At 69.9% G+C, this 13,615-nt stretch carries 13 protein-coding genes; 10 read left to right on the top strand and 3 right to left on the bottom strand.

What is annotated here, in order from left to right; translation table 11 throughout:
* Window positions 1-92 precede the first annotated feature (92 nt).
* The 6 genes from pcaH (at window position 93) to dmpG (ending at window position 5,623) form a co-directional block, all read left to right on the top strand.
* The gene (pcaH, locus tag HTZ77_RS29800; protein ID WP_235995393.1) at window positions 93-1,052 is read left to right on the top strand and encodes a protocatechuate 3,4-dioxygenase subunit beta; all 960 of its coding nucleotides are present in this window, start codon (window positions 93-95) and stop codon (window positions 1,050-1,052) included.
* Window positions 1,049-1,573 (top strand): protocatechuate 3,4-dioxygenase subunit alpha, encoded by a 525-nt coding sequence (gene pcaG, locus HTZ77_RS29805; protein ID WP_175593052.1) that lies wholly within the window; start codon window positions 1,049-1,051, stop codon window positions 1,571-1,573. The genes pcaH and pcaG overlap by 4 nt, the downstream gene beginning before the upstream one ends.
* 58 nt (window positions 1,574-1,631) lie before the next feature.
* A complete protein-coding gene (pcaB, locus tag HTZ77_RS29810; protein WP_175593053.1) occupies window positions 1,632-2,720 on the top strand; it encodes a 3-carboxy-cis,cis-muconate cycloisomerase in 1,089 nt (362 codons plus the stop codon).
* Complete coding sequence (locus tag HTZ77_RS29815) at window positions 2,717-3,289, top strand: alpha/beta fold hydrolase (protein WP_407940575.1); 573 nt, start codon at window positions 2,717-2,719, stop codon at window positions 3,287-3,289. Before pcaB ends, HTZ77_RS29815 begins: the two co-directional genes overlap by 4 nt.
* A 505-nt stretch (window positions 3,290-3,794) precedes the next feature.
* Window positions 3,795-4,604: an acetaldehyde dehydrogenase (acetylating) gene (locus tag HTZ77_RS29820; RefSeq protein ID WP_175593054.1), complete on the top strand. Its 810-nt coding sequence runs from the start codon at window positions 3,795-3,797 to the stop codon at window positions 4,602-4,604.
* On the top strand, window positions 4,601-5,623 hold the full coding sequence (gene dmpG / locus HTZ77_RS29825) for a 4-hydroxy-2-oxovalerate aldolase (RefSeq protein WP_175593055.1): 1,023 nt from the start codon (window positions 4,601-4,603) through the stop codon (window positions 5,621-5,623). The genes HTZ77_RS29820 and dmpG overlap by 4 nt, the downstream gene beginning before the upstream one ends.
* Before the next feature lie 381 nt (window positions 5,624-6,004).
* Here the strand turns inward: dmpG and HTZ77_RS48805 are convergent, their stop codons facing one another.
* Window positions 6,005-6,463 carry a substrate-binding domain-containing protein gene (locus tag HTZ77_RS48805; protein ID WP_407940576.1) on the bottom strand — a complete coding sequence of 153 codons (459 nt, stop codon included), beginning with the start codon at window positions 6,461-6,463 and terminating at the stop codon, window positions 6,005-6,007.
* A gap of 89 nt (window positions 6,464-6,552) precedes the next feature.
* Here HTZ77_RS48805 and HTZ77_RS29835 point away from each other — a divergent pair, with 89 nt between their 5' ends.
* The 3 genes from HTZ77_RS29835 to HTZ77_RS29845 all read left to right on the top strand — a co-directional run bounded on the left by HTZ77_RS29835 (window position 6,553) and on the right by HTZ77_RS29845 (window position 10,931).
* A complete protein-coding gene (locus HTZ77_RS29835; RefSeq protein WP_175593057.1) occupies window positions 6,553-7,080 on the top strand; it encodes a hypothetical protein in 528 nt (175 codons plus the stop codon).
* Between the two features lie 49 nt (window positions 7,081-7,129).
* Window positions 7,130-7,324 carry a hypothetical protein gene (locus HTZ77_RS29840; RefSeq protein ID WP_175593058.1) on the top strand — a complete coding sequence of 65 codons (195 nt, stop codon included), beginning with the start codon at window positions 7,130-7,132 and terminating at the stop codon, window positions 7,322-7,324.
* 298 nt (window positions 7,325-7,622) lie between these two features.
* Window positions 7,623-10,931 carry a ricin-type beta-trefoil lectin domain protein gene (locus HTZ77_RS29845; RefSeq protein WP_175593059.1) on the top strand — a complete coding sequence of 1,103 codons (3,309 nt, stop codon included), beginning with the start codon at window positions 7,623-7,625 and terminating at the stop codon, window positions 10,929-10,931.
* Window positions 10,932-11,246: 315 nt separating this feature from the next.
* Here HTZ77_RS29845 and HTZ77_RS29850 read toward each other — a convergent pair whose 3' ends face one another.
* Window positions 11,247-11,570 carry a hypothetical protein gene (locus HTZ77_RS29850; RefSeq protein WP_175593060.1) on the bottom strand — a complete coding sequence of 108 codons (324 nt, stop codon included), beginning with the start codon at window positions 11,568-11,570 and terminating at the stop codon, window positions 11,247-11,249.
* A 360-nt stretch (window positions 11,571-11,930) separates the two neighbouring features.
* Here HTZ77_RS29850 and HTZ77_RS29855 point away from each other — a divergent pair, with 360 nt between their 5' ends.
* A complete protein-coding gene (locus HTZ77_RS29855) occupies window positions 11,931-13,031 on the top strand; it encodes an ROK family transcriptional regulator (protein WP_175593061.1) in 1,101 nt (366 codons plus the stop codon).
* A gap of 358 nt (window positions 13,032-13,389) precedes the next feature.
* Here the strand turns inward: HTZ77_RS29855 and HTZ77_RS29860 are convergent.
* The coding region (locus HTZ77_RS29860; protein ID WP_205303891.1) for a hypothetical protein at window positions 13,390-13,615 on the bottom strand (226 nt) is incomplete at its 5' end.

The following is a 13,615-nucleotide window of genomic DNA, read 5'->3' on the forward strand; positions in this document are numbered from 1 at the left end:
GACATCACCGAGCAGGGGCTCACGCTGGTGGAGTGCGCGCCGGGCGTGAGCGTGGAACAGCTGCGCGACCGCACCGACGCGGAGGTTCTGGCATGAAGGACGTCTACATCGTCGATGCCGTACGCACGCCGTTCGGCCGTCACGGCGGCGCGCTGTCCGGGGTCCGCCCCGACGACCTCGCCGCACACGTGGTCCGGGCGCTGGTGGAGCGCACCGGGCAGGACAGCGTGGACGAGGCCTCGCCTCTCTCTGCATCGGCGTCGGCCAGGGGCTGGCCGTCGTACTCGAAAGGTAGCGTCATGTCCACACCCCTCCCCCAGGCCGACATCGACCTGGAGATCGCCGCGATCCGCGCCGCCCGTGAGGGCGCGCAGGCCCACCACCCCGACCGCGACTACGCCCCCTACCGCAGCACCGCGCTGCGGCACCCGAAGCAGCCGCTGGTCCCGCTCAAGGACCCCGAGGCGGCCGAGCTGACCGGCCCCGTCTTCGGCGTCACCGACGTCACCGCGCTCGACGCCGACCTGACCCGGCAGCACCTGGGCGAGCCGATGGGCGAGCGCATCACCGTGCACGGCCGCGTCTTCGACAGACACGGCCGTCCGGTACGCGGCCAGCTCGTGGAGATCTGGCAGGCCAACGCCGCGGGCCGCTACCCGCATCAGCGCGACGACCACCCCGCGCCGCTCGACCCGAACTTCACCGGCGTCGGCCGCTGCCTCACCGACGACGACGGCGGCTACGCGTTCACCACGATCAAGCCCGGCGCCTACCCCTGGCGCAACCACCTCAACGCCTGGCGGCCCGCGCACATCCACTTCTCGGTGTTCGGCACGGCCTTCACCCAGCGGCTGGTCACCCAGATGTACTTCCCGGGCGACCCGCTGTTCCCCTACGACCCGATCCTGAACTCCGTCACCGACGAGCGCGCCAGGCAGCGGCTGGTGGCCGCCTACGACCACGACCTGTCCAAGCCGGAGTGGTCGCTCGGCTACCGGTGGGACATCGTCCTCGACGGCCCCGCCGCGACCTGGATGGAGGAAGGCCGATGAACCCCACCCCCTCACAGACCGTCGGCCCGTTCTACGGCTACGCGCTGCCCTTCCCGGGGGGCGGCAACATCGCGCTCGGCGGGATCACGGTCCACGGCCGGGTGTATGACGGCGCGGGCGACCCGGTCCCCGACGCGCTGCTGGAGTTCTGGCAGGCCGACCCCGCGGGTGGCCTGTCCGGCGCGCCCGGCACGCTCCGGCGCGACCCTGTGGACGGCTCGATCATCGGCAGGAACGGCGTCGACTTCACCGGTTTCGGCCGCGTCCCCACGGACGCCGACGGCCACTGGACGCTGCGCACGCTCGACCCCGGGAACGGGTACATCAGCGTGTGCGTGTTCGCCCGCGGCCTGCTGCACCACCTCTACACCCGCATCTACCTGCGGCACGACGCCTTCCTCGACGCGCTGCCGCCCGAGCGCGGGCGGACGCTGGTCGCGGCCGAGGAGCGGGAGGGCGTCTACCGGTTCGACATCCACCTGCAGGGCGAGAAGGAGACGGTCTTCCTTGACTTCGGCTGATCCCGCACGGACTTCGGCCGGCCGCGCGCACTCGGCGGACTTCGGGCTGCTCGCTCCGATGCGGGGTGCGATCGAGGCCACCGGAGACATGGCGTTGCTGCAGGCCATGCTGGACGCGGAGGCGGCGCTGACGCGGGTGCGGGCCGCGCTCGGGCTCGCGCCCGAGGAGGCCGCCGAGGCCGTGGCCGCCGTCGCCCGTGCCGACGCCTTCGACCTGCCCGGCATCGCGGAGCGGGCCCGCGCGGGCGGCAATCCCGTCATCCCGCTGGTGGAGGACCTGCGCGCCGCCGCCGGCCCGCACGGTGACCACATGCACAAGGGCGCGACCAGCCAGGACATCCTCGACACCGCGCTCATGCTGATCGCCCATCGGGCCCTCGGCGCGGTCCTGGACGACGTCGAACGCGTCGTCGCCGGGCTCACCACGCTGGCCGCCGCGCACCGCGACACCCCGATGGCCGCGCGGACCCTCACCCAGCAGGCCGTCCCCACCACCTTCGGGCTCAAGGCGGCGGGCTGGCGCGCCCTGGCGATCGACGCCCGCGACCGCCTCAGCGCCGTCCGCCACGCCCTGCCCGCCCAGCTCGGCGGCCCGGCCGGAACGCTGGAACGGTTCGGCGACCGCGACATCGCGTCAGCCGCGCCCGCCCGGTTCGCCGCCGAGCTTGGCCTCGTCGCGCCGCCGCTGCCCTGGCATGTGCTGCGCGCCCCGGTCGCCGACCTGGCCGGGGCGCTGGCGTTCGCGTCAGGGGCGCTGGGGAAGCTCGCCGCCGACGTGCTGGTGTTGTCCCGTACCGAGATCGGCGAGGTGTCGGAGGGCGTCGGCGGCGGGTCGTCGTCGATGCCGCACAAGCACAACCCCGTGCGGGCCACGATGATCGCGGCGGCGGCTCGGCAGGTGCCCGCGCTGTCCGCCGTCCTGTACGCCTCGCTCGCCGCCGAGGACGAACGTCCGCCCGGCGCCTGGCACGCCGAATGGCAGCCGCTGCGCGAGGCGCTGCGCCTGGTCGCCGGCGCCGCCCGCGACGCCACGGAACTGGTCGCCGGCCTGCGGGTGCACCCCGCCCGCATGCGCGCCAACCTGGCCGTCGCCGGTACGCCCGGCGCCGCCGCCGTCCTCGTGGACCGGGCGCTGGAGGAGAAGTGACGTTGTTGCAGCACCGGCTGGACGGCCCGGAACACGGCTCGCCGATCATCCTGGGCCCGTCGCTCGGCACCTCGGCCCGCGTGTGGGAGCCTCAGCTCACCGCGCTCGCGCACCGGTTCCGCGTGGTCCGCTTCGACCTGCCGGGCCACGGCGGCTCGCCCGTTCAGGACGTCAGCAGCGTGGACGACCTCGCCGGGCTCGTGCTGGAGCTCGCCGACGCGCTCGGCCTCGATGCCTTCCACTACGCAGGCATCTCCCTCGGCGGCGCGATCGGCGCCACCCTGGCCGCCCGCCGACCCGGAAGAGTCCTGTCGCTGGCGATGGTCTGCTCGTCGGCCCGCTTCGGCCGGCGCACCAGAAGCTGCGTCACCCTCACCGCGCTGGTCGCGCACGGCCACCTGGACGAGCTCGCCCTGCACGTCCGCGCCGCCCTGCGCAACGGTCTCACCCCCGACGAGATCGGCGAGGTGCTGCTGCAGAGCGCGATCTACTGCGGGGTCCCTGCCGCCAACGCGGCGTTCGGCGTCGCCCAGTGCGTCCTTTCCGAAGTGTCCGGGGAACCCGCATGACCCATCGCTCAGCGCCGGGCGATCTGGCTCAAGGCCGCCGGCCTCGTGAAGGAGCGAGGCGCTGACGGCCGCCAAGCGTGAGGTGGCACGGCGCCGTCCAACACCCTTGCCGGCGTCAGCAGGCGACGAGACCTCGTAGCCCCGCGGCGTTGCAGAGGCGCATGGTGAAGGTCGGCGTTGCGCGAGCCGTTCAAGGCCGCGACGCCTACCTCGTCGTCTCAGCACGGGCCACACCTGTGCGGGCCTGATCCGCTGTGCGGATTGCTCCATTGTCGTGACGTTCCGGTCACTACAGAGTGGGCGCAACGCAAAACAGCCGTTACTCAGCGGCTACACGTACGACACCTTCGCTTGTCGCAGCGCGAATCCGTAGGGAGCCCAGTGTGGGAACAACGACGGATACCGCCGTGCGGTTCTTCGTCGGCACGGATGTCGGGGGAACCTTCACCGATCTCGTGGTCCTCGAGGACAACCGTCCACCGCGCCTGTTCAAGGCGCCGACAACGTGCACTCGGTGGTGGGCGTGGACCCGGCCTCGGAGGGCCTGGCCCGCGCCCGCACGCTCGGTGTCCCGGCCTCGGCAGGTGGCCTCGATTGGCTCCTGAGCCTGCAGAACCTGCCTGACCTCGTCTTCGAGGCCACCTCCGCCAAGGCCCATCTCGCCAACGCGCCTCGCTACCGCGAGGCCGGAATCACCGCCATCGACCTGACCCCCGCCGCCGTCGGACCGTACGTGTGCCCTCCGGTCAACCTGCACGACCTGTCCGCCGTGCCGAACCTCAACATGATCACGTGCGGCGGCCAGGCCACGATCCCGATCGTCCACGCCGTCTCCACGATCGTGCCCGTCCCCTACGCCGAGATCGTCGCCTCGATCGCCTCCCGCTCGGCCGGGCCAGGCACCAGGGCCAACATCGACGAGTTCACCCAGACCACGGCCAGGGCCATCGAACACGTGGGCGGCGCGAGCCGGGGCAAAGCAATCATCATCCTGAACCCCGTCGCCCCTCCGATGATCATGAGGGACACGGTGTTCTGCGCCATCCCGCCCGACGCCGACACCAAGGCCATCGCCGCCTCCGTCCATCGGATGGTCGCCCGGGTCGCCGCGTACGTGCCGGGCTACACCCTGCGCGCGGAGCCGCAGTTCGACGACCCCCGGGAGGCATGGAACGGCTGGGGCCGGGTGGCGGTCTTCCTCGAAGTCCGCGGCAACGGCGACTACCTGCCCGCCTGGGCAGGCAACCTCGACATCATGACCGCAGCCGCCGCCCAGGTGGGCGAGCAACTCGCCCAGGAGAGGGCCGCCGCATGACCTCGAAGATCAGGATCACGGACTCCACCCTGCGCGACGGCAGCCATGCCATGGCCCACCGCTTCACCGAGGAGCAGGTGCGGGGGGTCGTCCACGCCCTGGACCGGGCCGGCGTCGAGGTCATCGAGGTCAGCCACGGTGACGGCCTGGGCGGGTCGTCGTTCAACTACGGCTTCTCGCTGGAGGACGACGTCAAGCTCGTGGCCGCCGCAGTGGACGAGGCGAAGTCTGCCAAGATCGCCGTACTGCTGCTGCCCGGCCTGGGCACCGTCGAGGACCTCAAGCTGGCGCGGGACGCGGGCGCCTCGGTGGCCAGGATAGCGACCCACTGCACCGAGGCCGACGTGTCCCTGCAGCACTTCGCGGCAGCACGGCAACTCGGCATGGAGACGGTCGGCTTCCTCATGCTGTCGCACCGCATCGCTCCCGCGGCGCTCGCCGCACAGGCTCGGATCATGGTCGACGGCGGTGCGCAGTGCGTCTACGTCGTGGACTCCGCGGGAGCGCTCGTGCTCGGCGAAGCCCAGGAGCGCATCAGCGCTCTGGTGGCCGAAATCGGCTCTGACGCGCAGGTCGGCTTCCACGGTCACCAGAACCTGTCCCTGGGGATCGCGAACTCCGTGCTCGCCGCTCAGAACGGCGCCACGCAGATCGACGGGGCGCTGTGCGCGCTCGGCGCCGGGGCCGGCAACGCGCCCACCGAGGTGCTCGCGGCCACCTTCGACCGGCTCGGCATTCCGACCGGTGTGAACGTGCAGGGCGTTCTGGCGGCTGCCGAGGACGTGGCCAAGCCGTTCCTGCCCCGACTGCCGTTCGCGGACCGGTCGGCGATCACGCAGGGACACGCCGGTGTGTACTCCAGCTTCCTGCTCCACGCCGAGCGCGCCGCCGAACGCTATGACGTGCCGGCCCACGAGATCCTCCAGCGCGTGGGCCAGGCCGGTTACGTGGGCGGCCAGGAAGACATGATCATCGACGTGGCCATCCAGCTCGTCGCCGAACGTGATCGTGCCCACTGAGAGCACCAAGGGTTGCGGAGAGCGTCAGGTCAGGGTTGGTCCAGGCCGTTGAGGAGGGCTGCCAGTACTACCGCCAGGTTGCGTGATCCCTAGTAAGGGCTCATGCCGGATGAGCGATCTACTGTTGATCTTCGGGTGCGGGTGTCTGGCCTGGACACACGGGACGGGTGGAGCCGCGCTGGGATCCCGGCGAGGTGCGACGCCGACCTGCGCGACTATCGGGGTGCAGCGTCAGTACTCCGGCACCGTCGGTCGGATGGAGAACTGCCGGCTGAGGGTGTCTTTGGCGTATGCCTCTCCGCCGGGGCGGACTGCGCTCAGGCGGGTATCCCTGATGAGGTTTCGTTTGCCGTCGGTCCGGCGCTGGTTTCACGCCCTCCTTCAGACCAGCGAGCAGCCGCAACTCTCCCGCACCACCAATCGCTCCGGCAGCTGCAGGCAGCTGCGAGATTCACGTCGGCGCTCAAGCCGGCTGATGAGGATGTCGACCGCGGCACGGCCCGTCCGCACCATCGGCTGGCGGATGGTGGTGAGCGCCGGCCGGGCGATGCATCCCCCGACGATCCGTCGACTCCGCCGGCAGCCGAGTTGCTGGGCGACCGCGAGAATCCGAACGCCCGCGAGCGTCTGGTGCCGACTGGAATACGAGACCCGCCGATGAGCCGGCCCCAATAGATGCCGCACATGCGGGCGACAGCCATTGGCGAAGACCGGGCAGGCGTCGGCCAAACGGATGCCGGACGCGCGGGCGGCGGGTTCGTAGCTCTTCCTTTTCCGACCTCTTGACGTTGCGCTCTCCGAGTGCCACGATCCTTGCGCGCTCCCAAATATTAACCTCATCTTCTTTATTAACTCAATGTCATGTCACTGAAACCTCGGACCGTCAGCGGCACCCGCGGACTGCTCCGACTCCTGAACGCTGCCTAGCCGTGAGCAGCGTGCTGACCGACCCTGACCTGCAGACCACAGTCGGCAGCACCGCAGAAGCCGGCCGGGGACAGAACGCAGCCCACCCCCCACAGAGGAAAGCCGATGACATCACGCAGACCGATCCGACTAGATCGATCCTGGCAAGACTGGCCGCGCTCGTGCTCGGCGTCGGCGTGGTCTGGATCCCGACCACGCCGGTCTCGGCCGCCGGTGGTCCGGCGGCCGAGTGCACTACGTGGCCGAGGGTTGCCCACCCGGGTTGCGCGGACGGCTACTTCGGCATCGACGACATGCCAAGGCCCACGGAACGGAACACCCGAGTCGACAACTTCGACATCACGGGACTCGTCCAGCAACTGAAGTCGGTCGGTGCGGGCTGGCTCCAGCTGTCCGCCGGGCAGAACACCGCACTACGCCAAATGGCGACTGGTACGACGATCTGGTCGTGTTGGCTGAGGCTAGCCAGGCCGAGCACCTCAATCATCGCTTCTTGCACGGTCGCCCCGGCCAGCACCGAAAGATGCTGATCGACAGGGTGGCCCAGCTCCTCAAGGTTCCCGCCGCCAGGTGGTGAACATGGGATTCGACGGCGGCATGACCGCCTCCTTCACCCTGACCGCATTCCCCCCGCTGGAGAACTGCCACACCAAGATCTTCAGCACCTGCGGGCAACTCGCCGGAGACGGTCGCCTCATCGACGTCCACGACTTCCGTACCCAGACCCGCACCGTCCACGACACCTCGCTCGACGGATCATCAGCCGCCGGGTGACACGCGGGCGGTGACGAGGCGGCGGTCAACGCCTACCTCGACGCCGTGCGCGGCGACCGCCCCGAGCTCATCGTCTGAAGCATCGACGCCAGCCTGGCCAGCCACCGTGTGGTCTTCGCTGCAGAGCGGGTCCGCTACGCCGGAGCCGTCGCCGAGCTCTGATCCCCCCGTCCGCCGCCCCGATCCCTGGCCCGAAGGCAGCGGAGGACCCCGACACCGGGGTCCGGCAACAAGCACCACTCACAGAGGTTGCACGAGCCCACTCGCCGAAACACCTCGCAGAAGGAGCCCCCACTCCATGAGACACACAAGGCTGGGCGTACCGGCGCTGATCGCCGCGCTCGCCCTGACAGTTCCGGTCAGCCAGGCGTGGCCCGGCCTCGCCTCCCCCGCGGCGGCCGTCACCGCGGGGGCCGCGGCGGGCAGCGACGCGGACTGGGCCGCGATCCAGGGATTCCTGCCGGGCCTGAGCCCCACGTGGAGCGCGCCCCCCACCAGGTCCACCACCGACCTGGAGCCCGACGGGCCGCTGATGGGCAACGGTGACCTGACGGTCTCCGTCGGCGGCGACACGCACAGCCAGACCCTGTACCTGTCCAAGAACGACTTCTGGACCAGCTCCCCCGGCAAGGAGAAGGTCTTCCCGATCACCCTGGGCAGTATCAAGCTGTACCGTCCGGCCTCCGGCAGCGACAGCGGGACGACGTACAGTCAGACCCAGGACCTGCTGAACGCCGAGGTGCGGTCGGACGTGTGGATCAACGGGGCACCGATCCACACCCGCAGCTACACCTCGGACACCAACGGGGACATGCTGGTCACCGAGATCTCCACGACCGGCACCAGTCCGGTGGTGCTGAACATGGACGTAGCGACCAAGGCCGACAACGCCGCCTACCCGGCCTCGTCGGGGATCAGCGGTTCGACGTTGTGGGCGGCCCGCTCCACCGCCCAGGTCAGCGGCAGCCAATGGGTGTCCCGGGCCGCGGTCGCCACCCGAGTCCTCGGCGCCACGGCCGCCCTGCGCACGAACTCCTCCGGCACCTCGACGGCGGAGTTCACCGTCAGTCCAGGCCAGACCGTGACGGTCGTCTCCGCCGTGCGGGGTGGCAAGAACGCCACCACGCACATCACCGACGCGCAGAGCGCCGTCGGCGGCATGGACACCGCGGCGGTGGCGTCCCTGCTGACCGACCACCGGGCCTGGTGGAAGGCGTACTGGCTCAAGTCCTACGTCCGCGTCTACGACGCCACCGTCGAGAGGTACTACTACGGCTCGCAGTACCTGATGGGCAGCTCCGCCCGGGCCGGCCACCAGGCTCCCAACATGTGGGGCTGGGTCACGAAGGACACGCCGATGTGGTACGGATCGTACTTCCTCAACTACAACGGCGAATCCCCGTACTACGGCGTGTTCTCCAGCAACCGTCCGGAGACGGCCGATCCCTACATCCAGGCGATCGTCGACTACCAGGACACGGCCAAGGCCAACATCGCCAATCTGCAGTCGGTGCCCACGGACGGCGAGTACATCTCGGCGGCCTTCAAGGCCGCCGTCCCGCCGTCCACCCGTGGATACCTGTATACGCTGGGGATCGGGCCCTGGGGATCGACGGTCTACTCCGGCTACTGGAACCAGTCGTTCATCGCCAGCTACGCTGCCGTCCCCATGATCTACCGGTACGACTACTCGCCGGACAAGCCGTACCTGAGCCAGACGCTGTACCCGTTCGTCCAGCAGTTGGCGCAGTTCTGGCAGGACTACCTCGGAGCGAAGCAGGCGGACGGCAAGTACCACCTCATGGGTGCCCCCTACGAGGGCATGTGGACGCATGACGATTCGGTCAGCCTCGGCGCGATCAACATGATCCTCAAGTCCGCGCTGAAGTACAGCCAGGTCCTGGGCGTGGACGCCTCGATGCGCCCAGCGTGGCAGGACATCCTCGACAACCTTCCCGCGTACGCCACCAGCACCTACAACGGCAAGACCGTGTACACCAGCGACTACGACACCGCGTTCACCTCCCTGCTGGGCCGGACGGTCTGCAATCTGGAGTGGATCCACCCACTCGACCAGCTCGACCTCGACTCTCCGGCCGCGCAGCGCCAGGCCGCGATCGACACCCTCGACGCGATGGACTCCTGGGGCCAGGCCAACAACTTCGCCAAGACCTACGGGATCGCCGCCCGCGTCGGCTACCCCGCGGCGCCCCTGTTCGCACAGCTCAAGCATCGCATCAGTACCATCATGCAGACCAACCAGACCAGCAGCATCGATGCCGGCGGTCTGGAGTCGATCAGTGCCATCGACGCGATCAACGCGATGATGCTGCAGTCGGTGAACGGCACGATCCGGCTGTTCCCGGATTACCCGGCGGGCCGGCCCGGGCACTTCAGCAACCTGCGCGTCCAGGGCGGCTTCCTGGTCAGCGCCGACCACAACGGCACGAGCGTGTCCAACGTCTCCATCACCGCGGACAACGCGGGCGGTCCGGTGACGGTCCTCAACCCGTGGCCCGGGCGCGCGATCACCGTCACGGACGCCGCCGGCGCCACCCTGGTCACCACCCAGAACGGCGACCGCCACACCTTCACCACCGGAGCCGGTGGCCGCTACACGATCGCCCCGCAGGGCGCGGTCACCGGGGGCGTGCTCAGCGGCTCGGTCGCCACCCAGCCTGCGGGCACCGTCGACCTCGCGGCCCAGGGCACGACCGACTGGGCGCACTGGGGCCTGAACTCCGCCACCGGCTTCGACCACAAGGCCGGCGTCACCCAAGCCATCAGCAACCTCACCACGATCGGCAGCAACCCGGTGCTCCGGCTCAACGACAGCAGGGTGACCTACAGCTGGACCGGTGGCGCCCCGACGTCCTCGGCGACGGCCACGCCGTCGGCGGTCTTCGTCCGGTCAGCCGGAAACGGTTTCCGGATCACCGCACCGGCCTCGACGGTGCCACAACGTCTCAGGATCTACCTGGGCGCGTGGTCGGCGAAGGGGAAGCTGACCGCCTCGCTCAGCGACGACAGCGCCGCGGTCTACGACGGCTACCTCGACTCCCCGTCCGGCAACGGATACGGCGTCGCGGACGTCACCTACGCAGCCCGGTCCGACGGGCAGACCCTGACCGTCAAGTACGTGGAGGACACGGCCTACAGCGGTCCCGACAGCAACGTCACCCTGCACGCTGCGACCCTCACGACCGCGATTCCGCCGCTCATGACGATCGGTTCCATCACCGGCGTGCCCAGCGGCAAGTGCGTCGACATTCCCGGGGGCTCCGCCACCGACGGCAACCAGCTGCAGCTGTACACCTGTAACCGCTCCTCCGCCCAGGAGTGGACCGTCCATCCGGACGGCTCCGTGCGAGCCATGGGCAAGTGCATGGACGTCCGCGGTGGCTCCAGTGCCAACGGGACCGCGGTGCAGCTCTACACCTGCACGGGCGTCCCCGCCCAGCAGTGGACGTACGACCCGGCCACGAGCCAGTTCAAGGGGCTGGGCAAGTGTCTCGACGCCCGGGGTGGCGGAACGACTGATGGCACGAAGCTGCAGGTCTGGGACTGCGTCGGCGTCCCCAACCAGCAGTGGCGCATCCCGTCCTGATCCGATCCCAAACCAACCAACCCCCGCTGGGGAGCACCGCCACGGCGCTCCCCAGCGCCGCAGTACGCCCAAGAAGGCGCGTACCCGCATCGGCGCCGGAACGGGTTCGTCCACTTCGGACCCAACACCTTCATCGGCCAGGAATGGGGCCATGGCACCGAGGCCCCCGACGTGTTCGGCCTTGCCGCACTCCAGCCGGTCGCCGTATCCTCACCCGCCGCCGCAGCGGCCGGGAACCCCGACACCCTGTGGTACTCCGAGCCCGCCAGCGCGTACGCGTGCGTTGAGGGAAGCGCCGGCGCGACAGCCGCTTGATCAAGTGGTGGGGACTGGCAGGCCGGGAGTCGGAACGGTCTGGAGTGGCGCTAGCCGAGGATCTGAACTTCGGCGAGCGTCGACATCGGTTCCCCATTGCTGCGCCCATGTCTTCACCACCTTCAGCCAGTTGGCTTGGTAGGTGGCGTTCCGCTCGCCCATGGCCTGTGCCGGGCCGCATAGCTGCGTCCGGGCGTAGTCGTCGTTCTGGATGGCGTCGCCGGTGACGTAGACGATGAGCTTGATCCCCTGATCAGGCAGGACCGTGCCCAGGTCCTTGATGAGGTCACGGCGCGACAGACGGGACGGATGGGTCGCAGTCATCTCGTGCGGGTAACAGGCCGCTCGGTGCGTTCCAGCCGTCGGCGAGGTCGCCTGCCGATACCACCGCTTCGGCGGGCATGGTCGATGTTGCAGGCACCGTGGCCGAGGCCGAGCAGCGGAGCCGCCAGTCCGACCGCCGGGAGATGCCAAGGGGCGGCCGGGCAGGACAGCGCGGCTCGGGACTGAGGCGTGACGTGTTACGGCCTTTCCCTGGAAGAGCGCATCCGGCCCGGCATGGGAGCCCCGGGATTCCGGAGCTGCTACAGTCTAGATAATAAACATGATAGATTTAATATTTTGTCGAGCGTTAGGATGGTGACACTCGATGGGCGCAGCGTCAAGAGGCCGGAGAACGAATCGATGATCGAGAGTGCTCCCCCGCACTGGTTCGGGGCGCCGTTGAGCCGGGCCACCACCGTGGCGGCCCTGCGCGTGATCCACGCGGACGCCGCCTGGCCACCCGACGACGACGCCCCGGGCGGCCTCACTCTGACCGAGATCGCGCAGCGTGCCGGCGTTTCCCGGCCCTCGACCGAGGACGCCGTCGACGAACTGCTCGAACGCGAGCTGATCGCCGAGATCGAGCCTGACCCTGACGCACCGCGGCCGGTCGGCCGGCCGGCCAAGCGCTACCGGTTCCGCTCCGAACTCGGCTACGTACTGGGCGTCGACATCGGCATCCACAAGGTGCTCGCACTCTGCACCGATCTGGCCGGAAACGTCCGCGGCAGCCACAGAATCGAGGTGTCGGCCGAGCTCAGCAACGCCGATCGCATCCAGGCCGCGCGCACCGCCCTCAAACGCGCCGCCCGGGCCTCTTCGGTGCGCCTGGCCGACATCCTGGCCGTGGGCGTCGGCACCACCGGCCCGGTCGACCCCCACACCGGCACGGTGGTCCGGTCCCCCGCCCTGGTCGGGTGGACGGGCGTCAACGTGAAGCAGGAACTGTCCGGCATCGGCACAGGCCCCGTCCTGGTCGGCAACGACGCCAACCTCGGCGCGCTGGCCGAACACTGGCGAGGCGCGGCCGGAGACGCCTCGGACGTCGTCTACATCCTGGCCGGACACCAGGTCTCAGTGGGGATCTTGATCGACGGGCGCGTACGCGAGGGACGTCACGGCGCCGCCGGAGAGATCGGCGTGCTCGAAGCCGCCCGCTGGTACGAGGCCCGCGACGCCCTGGCCGCCGGCAAACCCCTCGACGAACCCGGGTTCATCGACGCCCTGGCCACCGGCATCGCCGCGGCCGTCCTTCTCGTCGACCCGGACAAGGTCATCATCGGCGGCGGCCTCTCCCAGGCCGGTGACACGCTCCTCAAACCCCTGCGCCGGCGCCTTGAGGAGCTGTGCCTGTTCCCCATCCCCGTCCAGGCTTCGCACCTCGGCGAACAGAACGTCGCCCTCGGCGCGGTCCGCCAAGCCCTCGACCACCTCGAAAGCCCGCTCTTCACCACCCAGTGAACCGGCTCACGCGAGAGAGCTCTCTCCCGGTCTGCCCGGACTGGCGGCGGACGTTCATGCGCCGAGCGTGGACGACAAGCGCGGCAGCCGGTACGCGCCCCTGCAGATCGACACGGTCACGGCGCGAGCACCCCGGTGCCCAGCTCGTGTGCCGCGACGGCTGGGCCGCCGACCCCAACGGTGAACACCTGCGGCGCCGCCTGGCCGAAGAGCCCGGCGTGCCAGTCGCCCTCGTCACGCTGGCAGGTGGCCTCCTGGCTCCTGAGCCGCCCCGACGACCTGCCTGCTCACCGCTGTCGGCACCTGAGGAGCTGGTTCCGGCCGCCCAGGACGAGGCCGCCGCGATCTGGGACGTGGGTTAGCTGAGGACTTGGACTTCGGCGAGGGACAGCGGCCGGTCGGAGCCGACCAGCTGGACGCGGATGTAGCGGGCGTTGCGGTTGACGGGCAGGGTCAGGGTCTGGCCCGCGGCCTCGGCCTGGTGGTGGTTCCACACGCCGCTTTGGGTCTTGGTGACGTTCGGGTCGTTGGAGGTGAACGGGGTGTCGGAGGCGAAGACGTAGAAGTCACGCAACCGGCTTGAG

This window comes from Nonomuraea montanisoli, assembly GCF_013363975.1.
Classification (GTDB): Bacteria; Actinomycetota; Actinomycetes; order Streptosporangiales; family Streptosporangiaceae; genus Nonomuraea; species Nonomuraea montanisoli.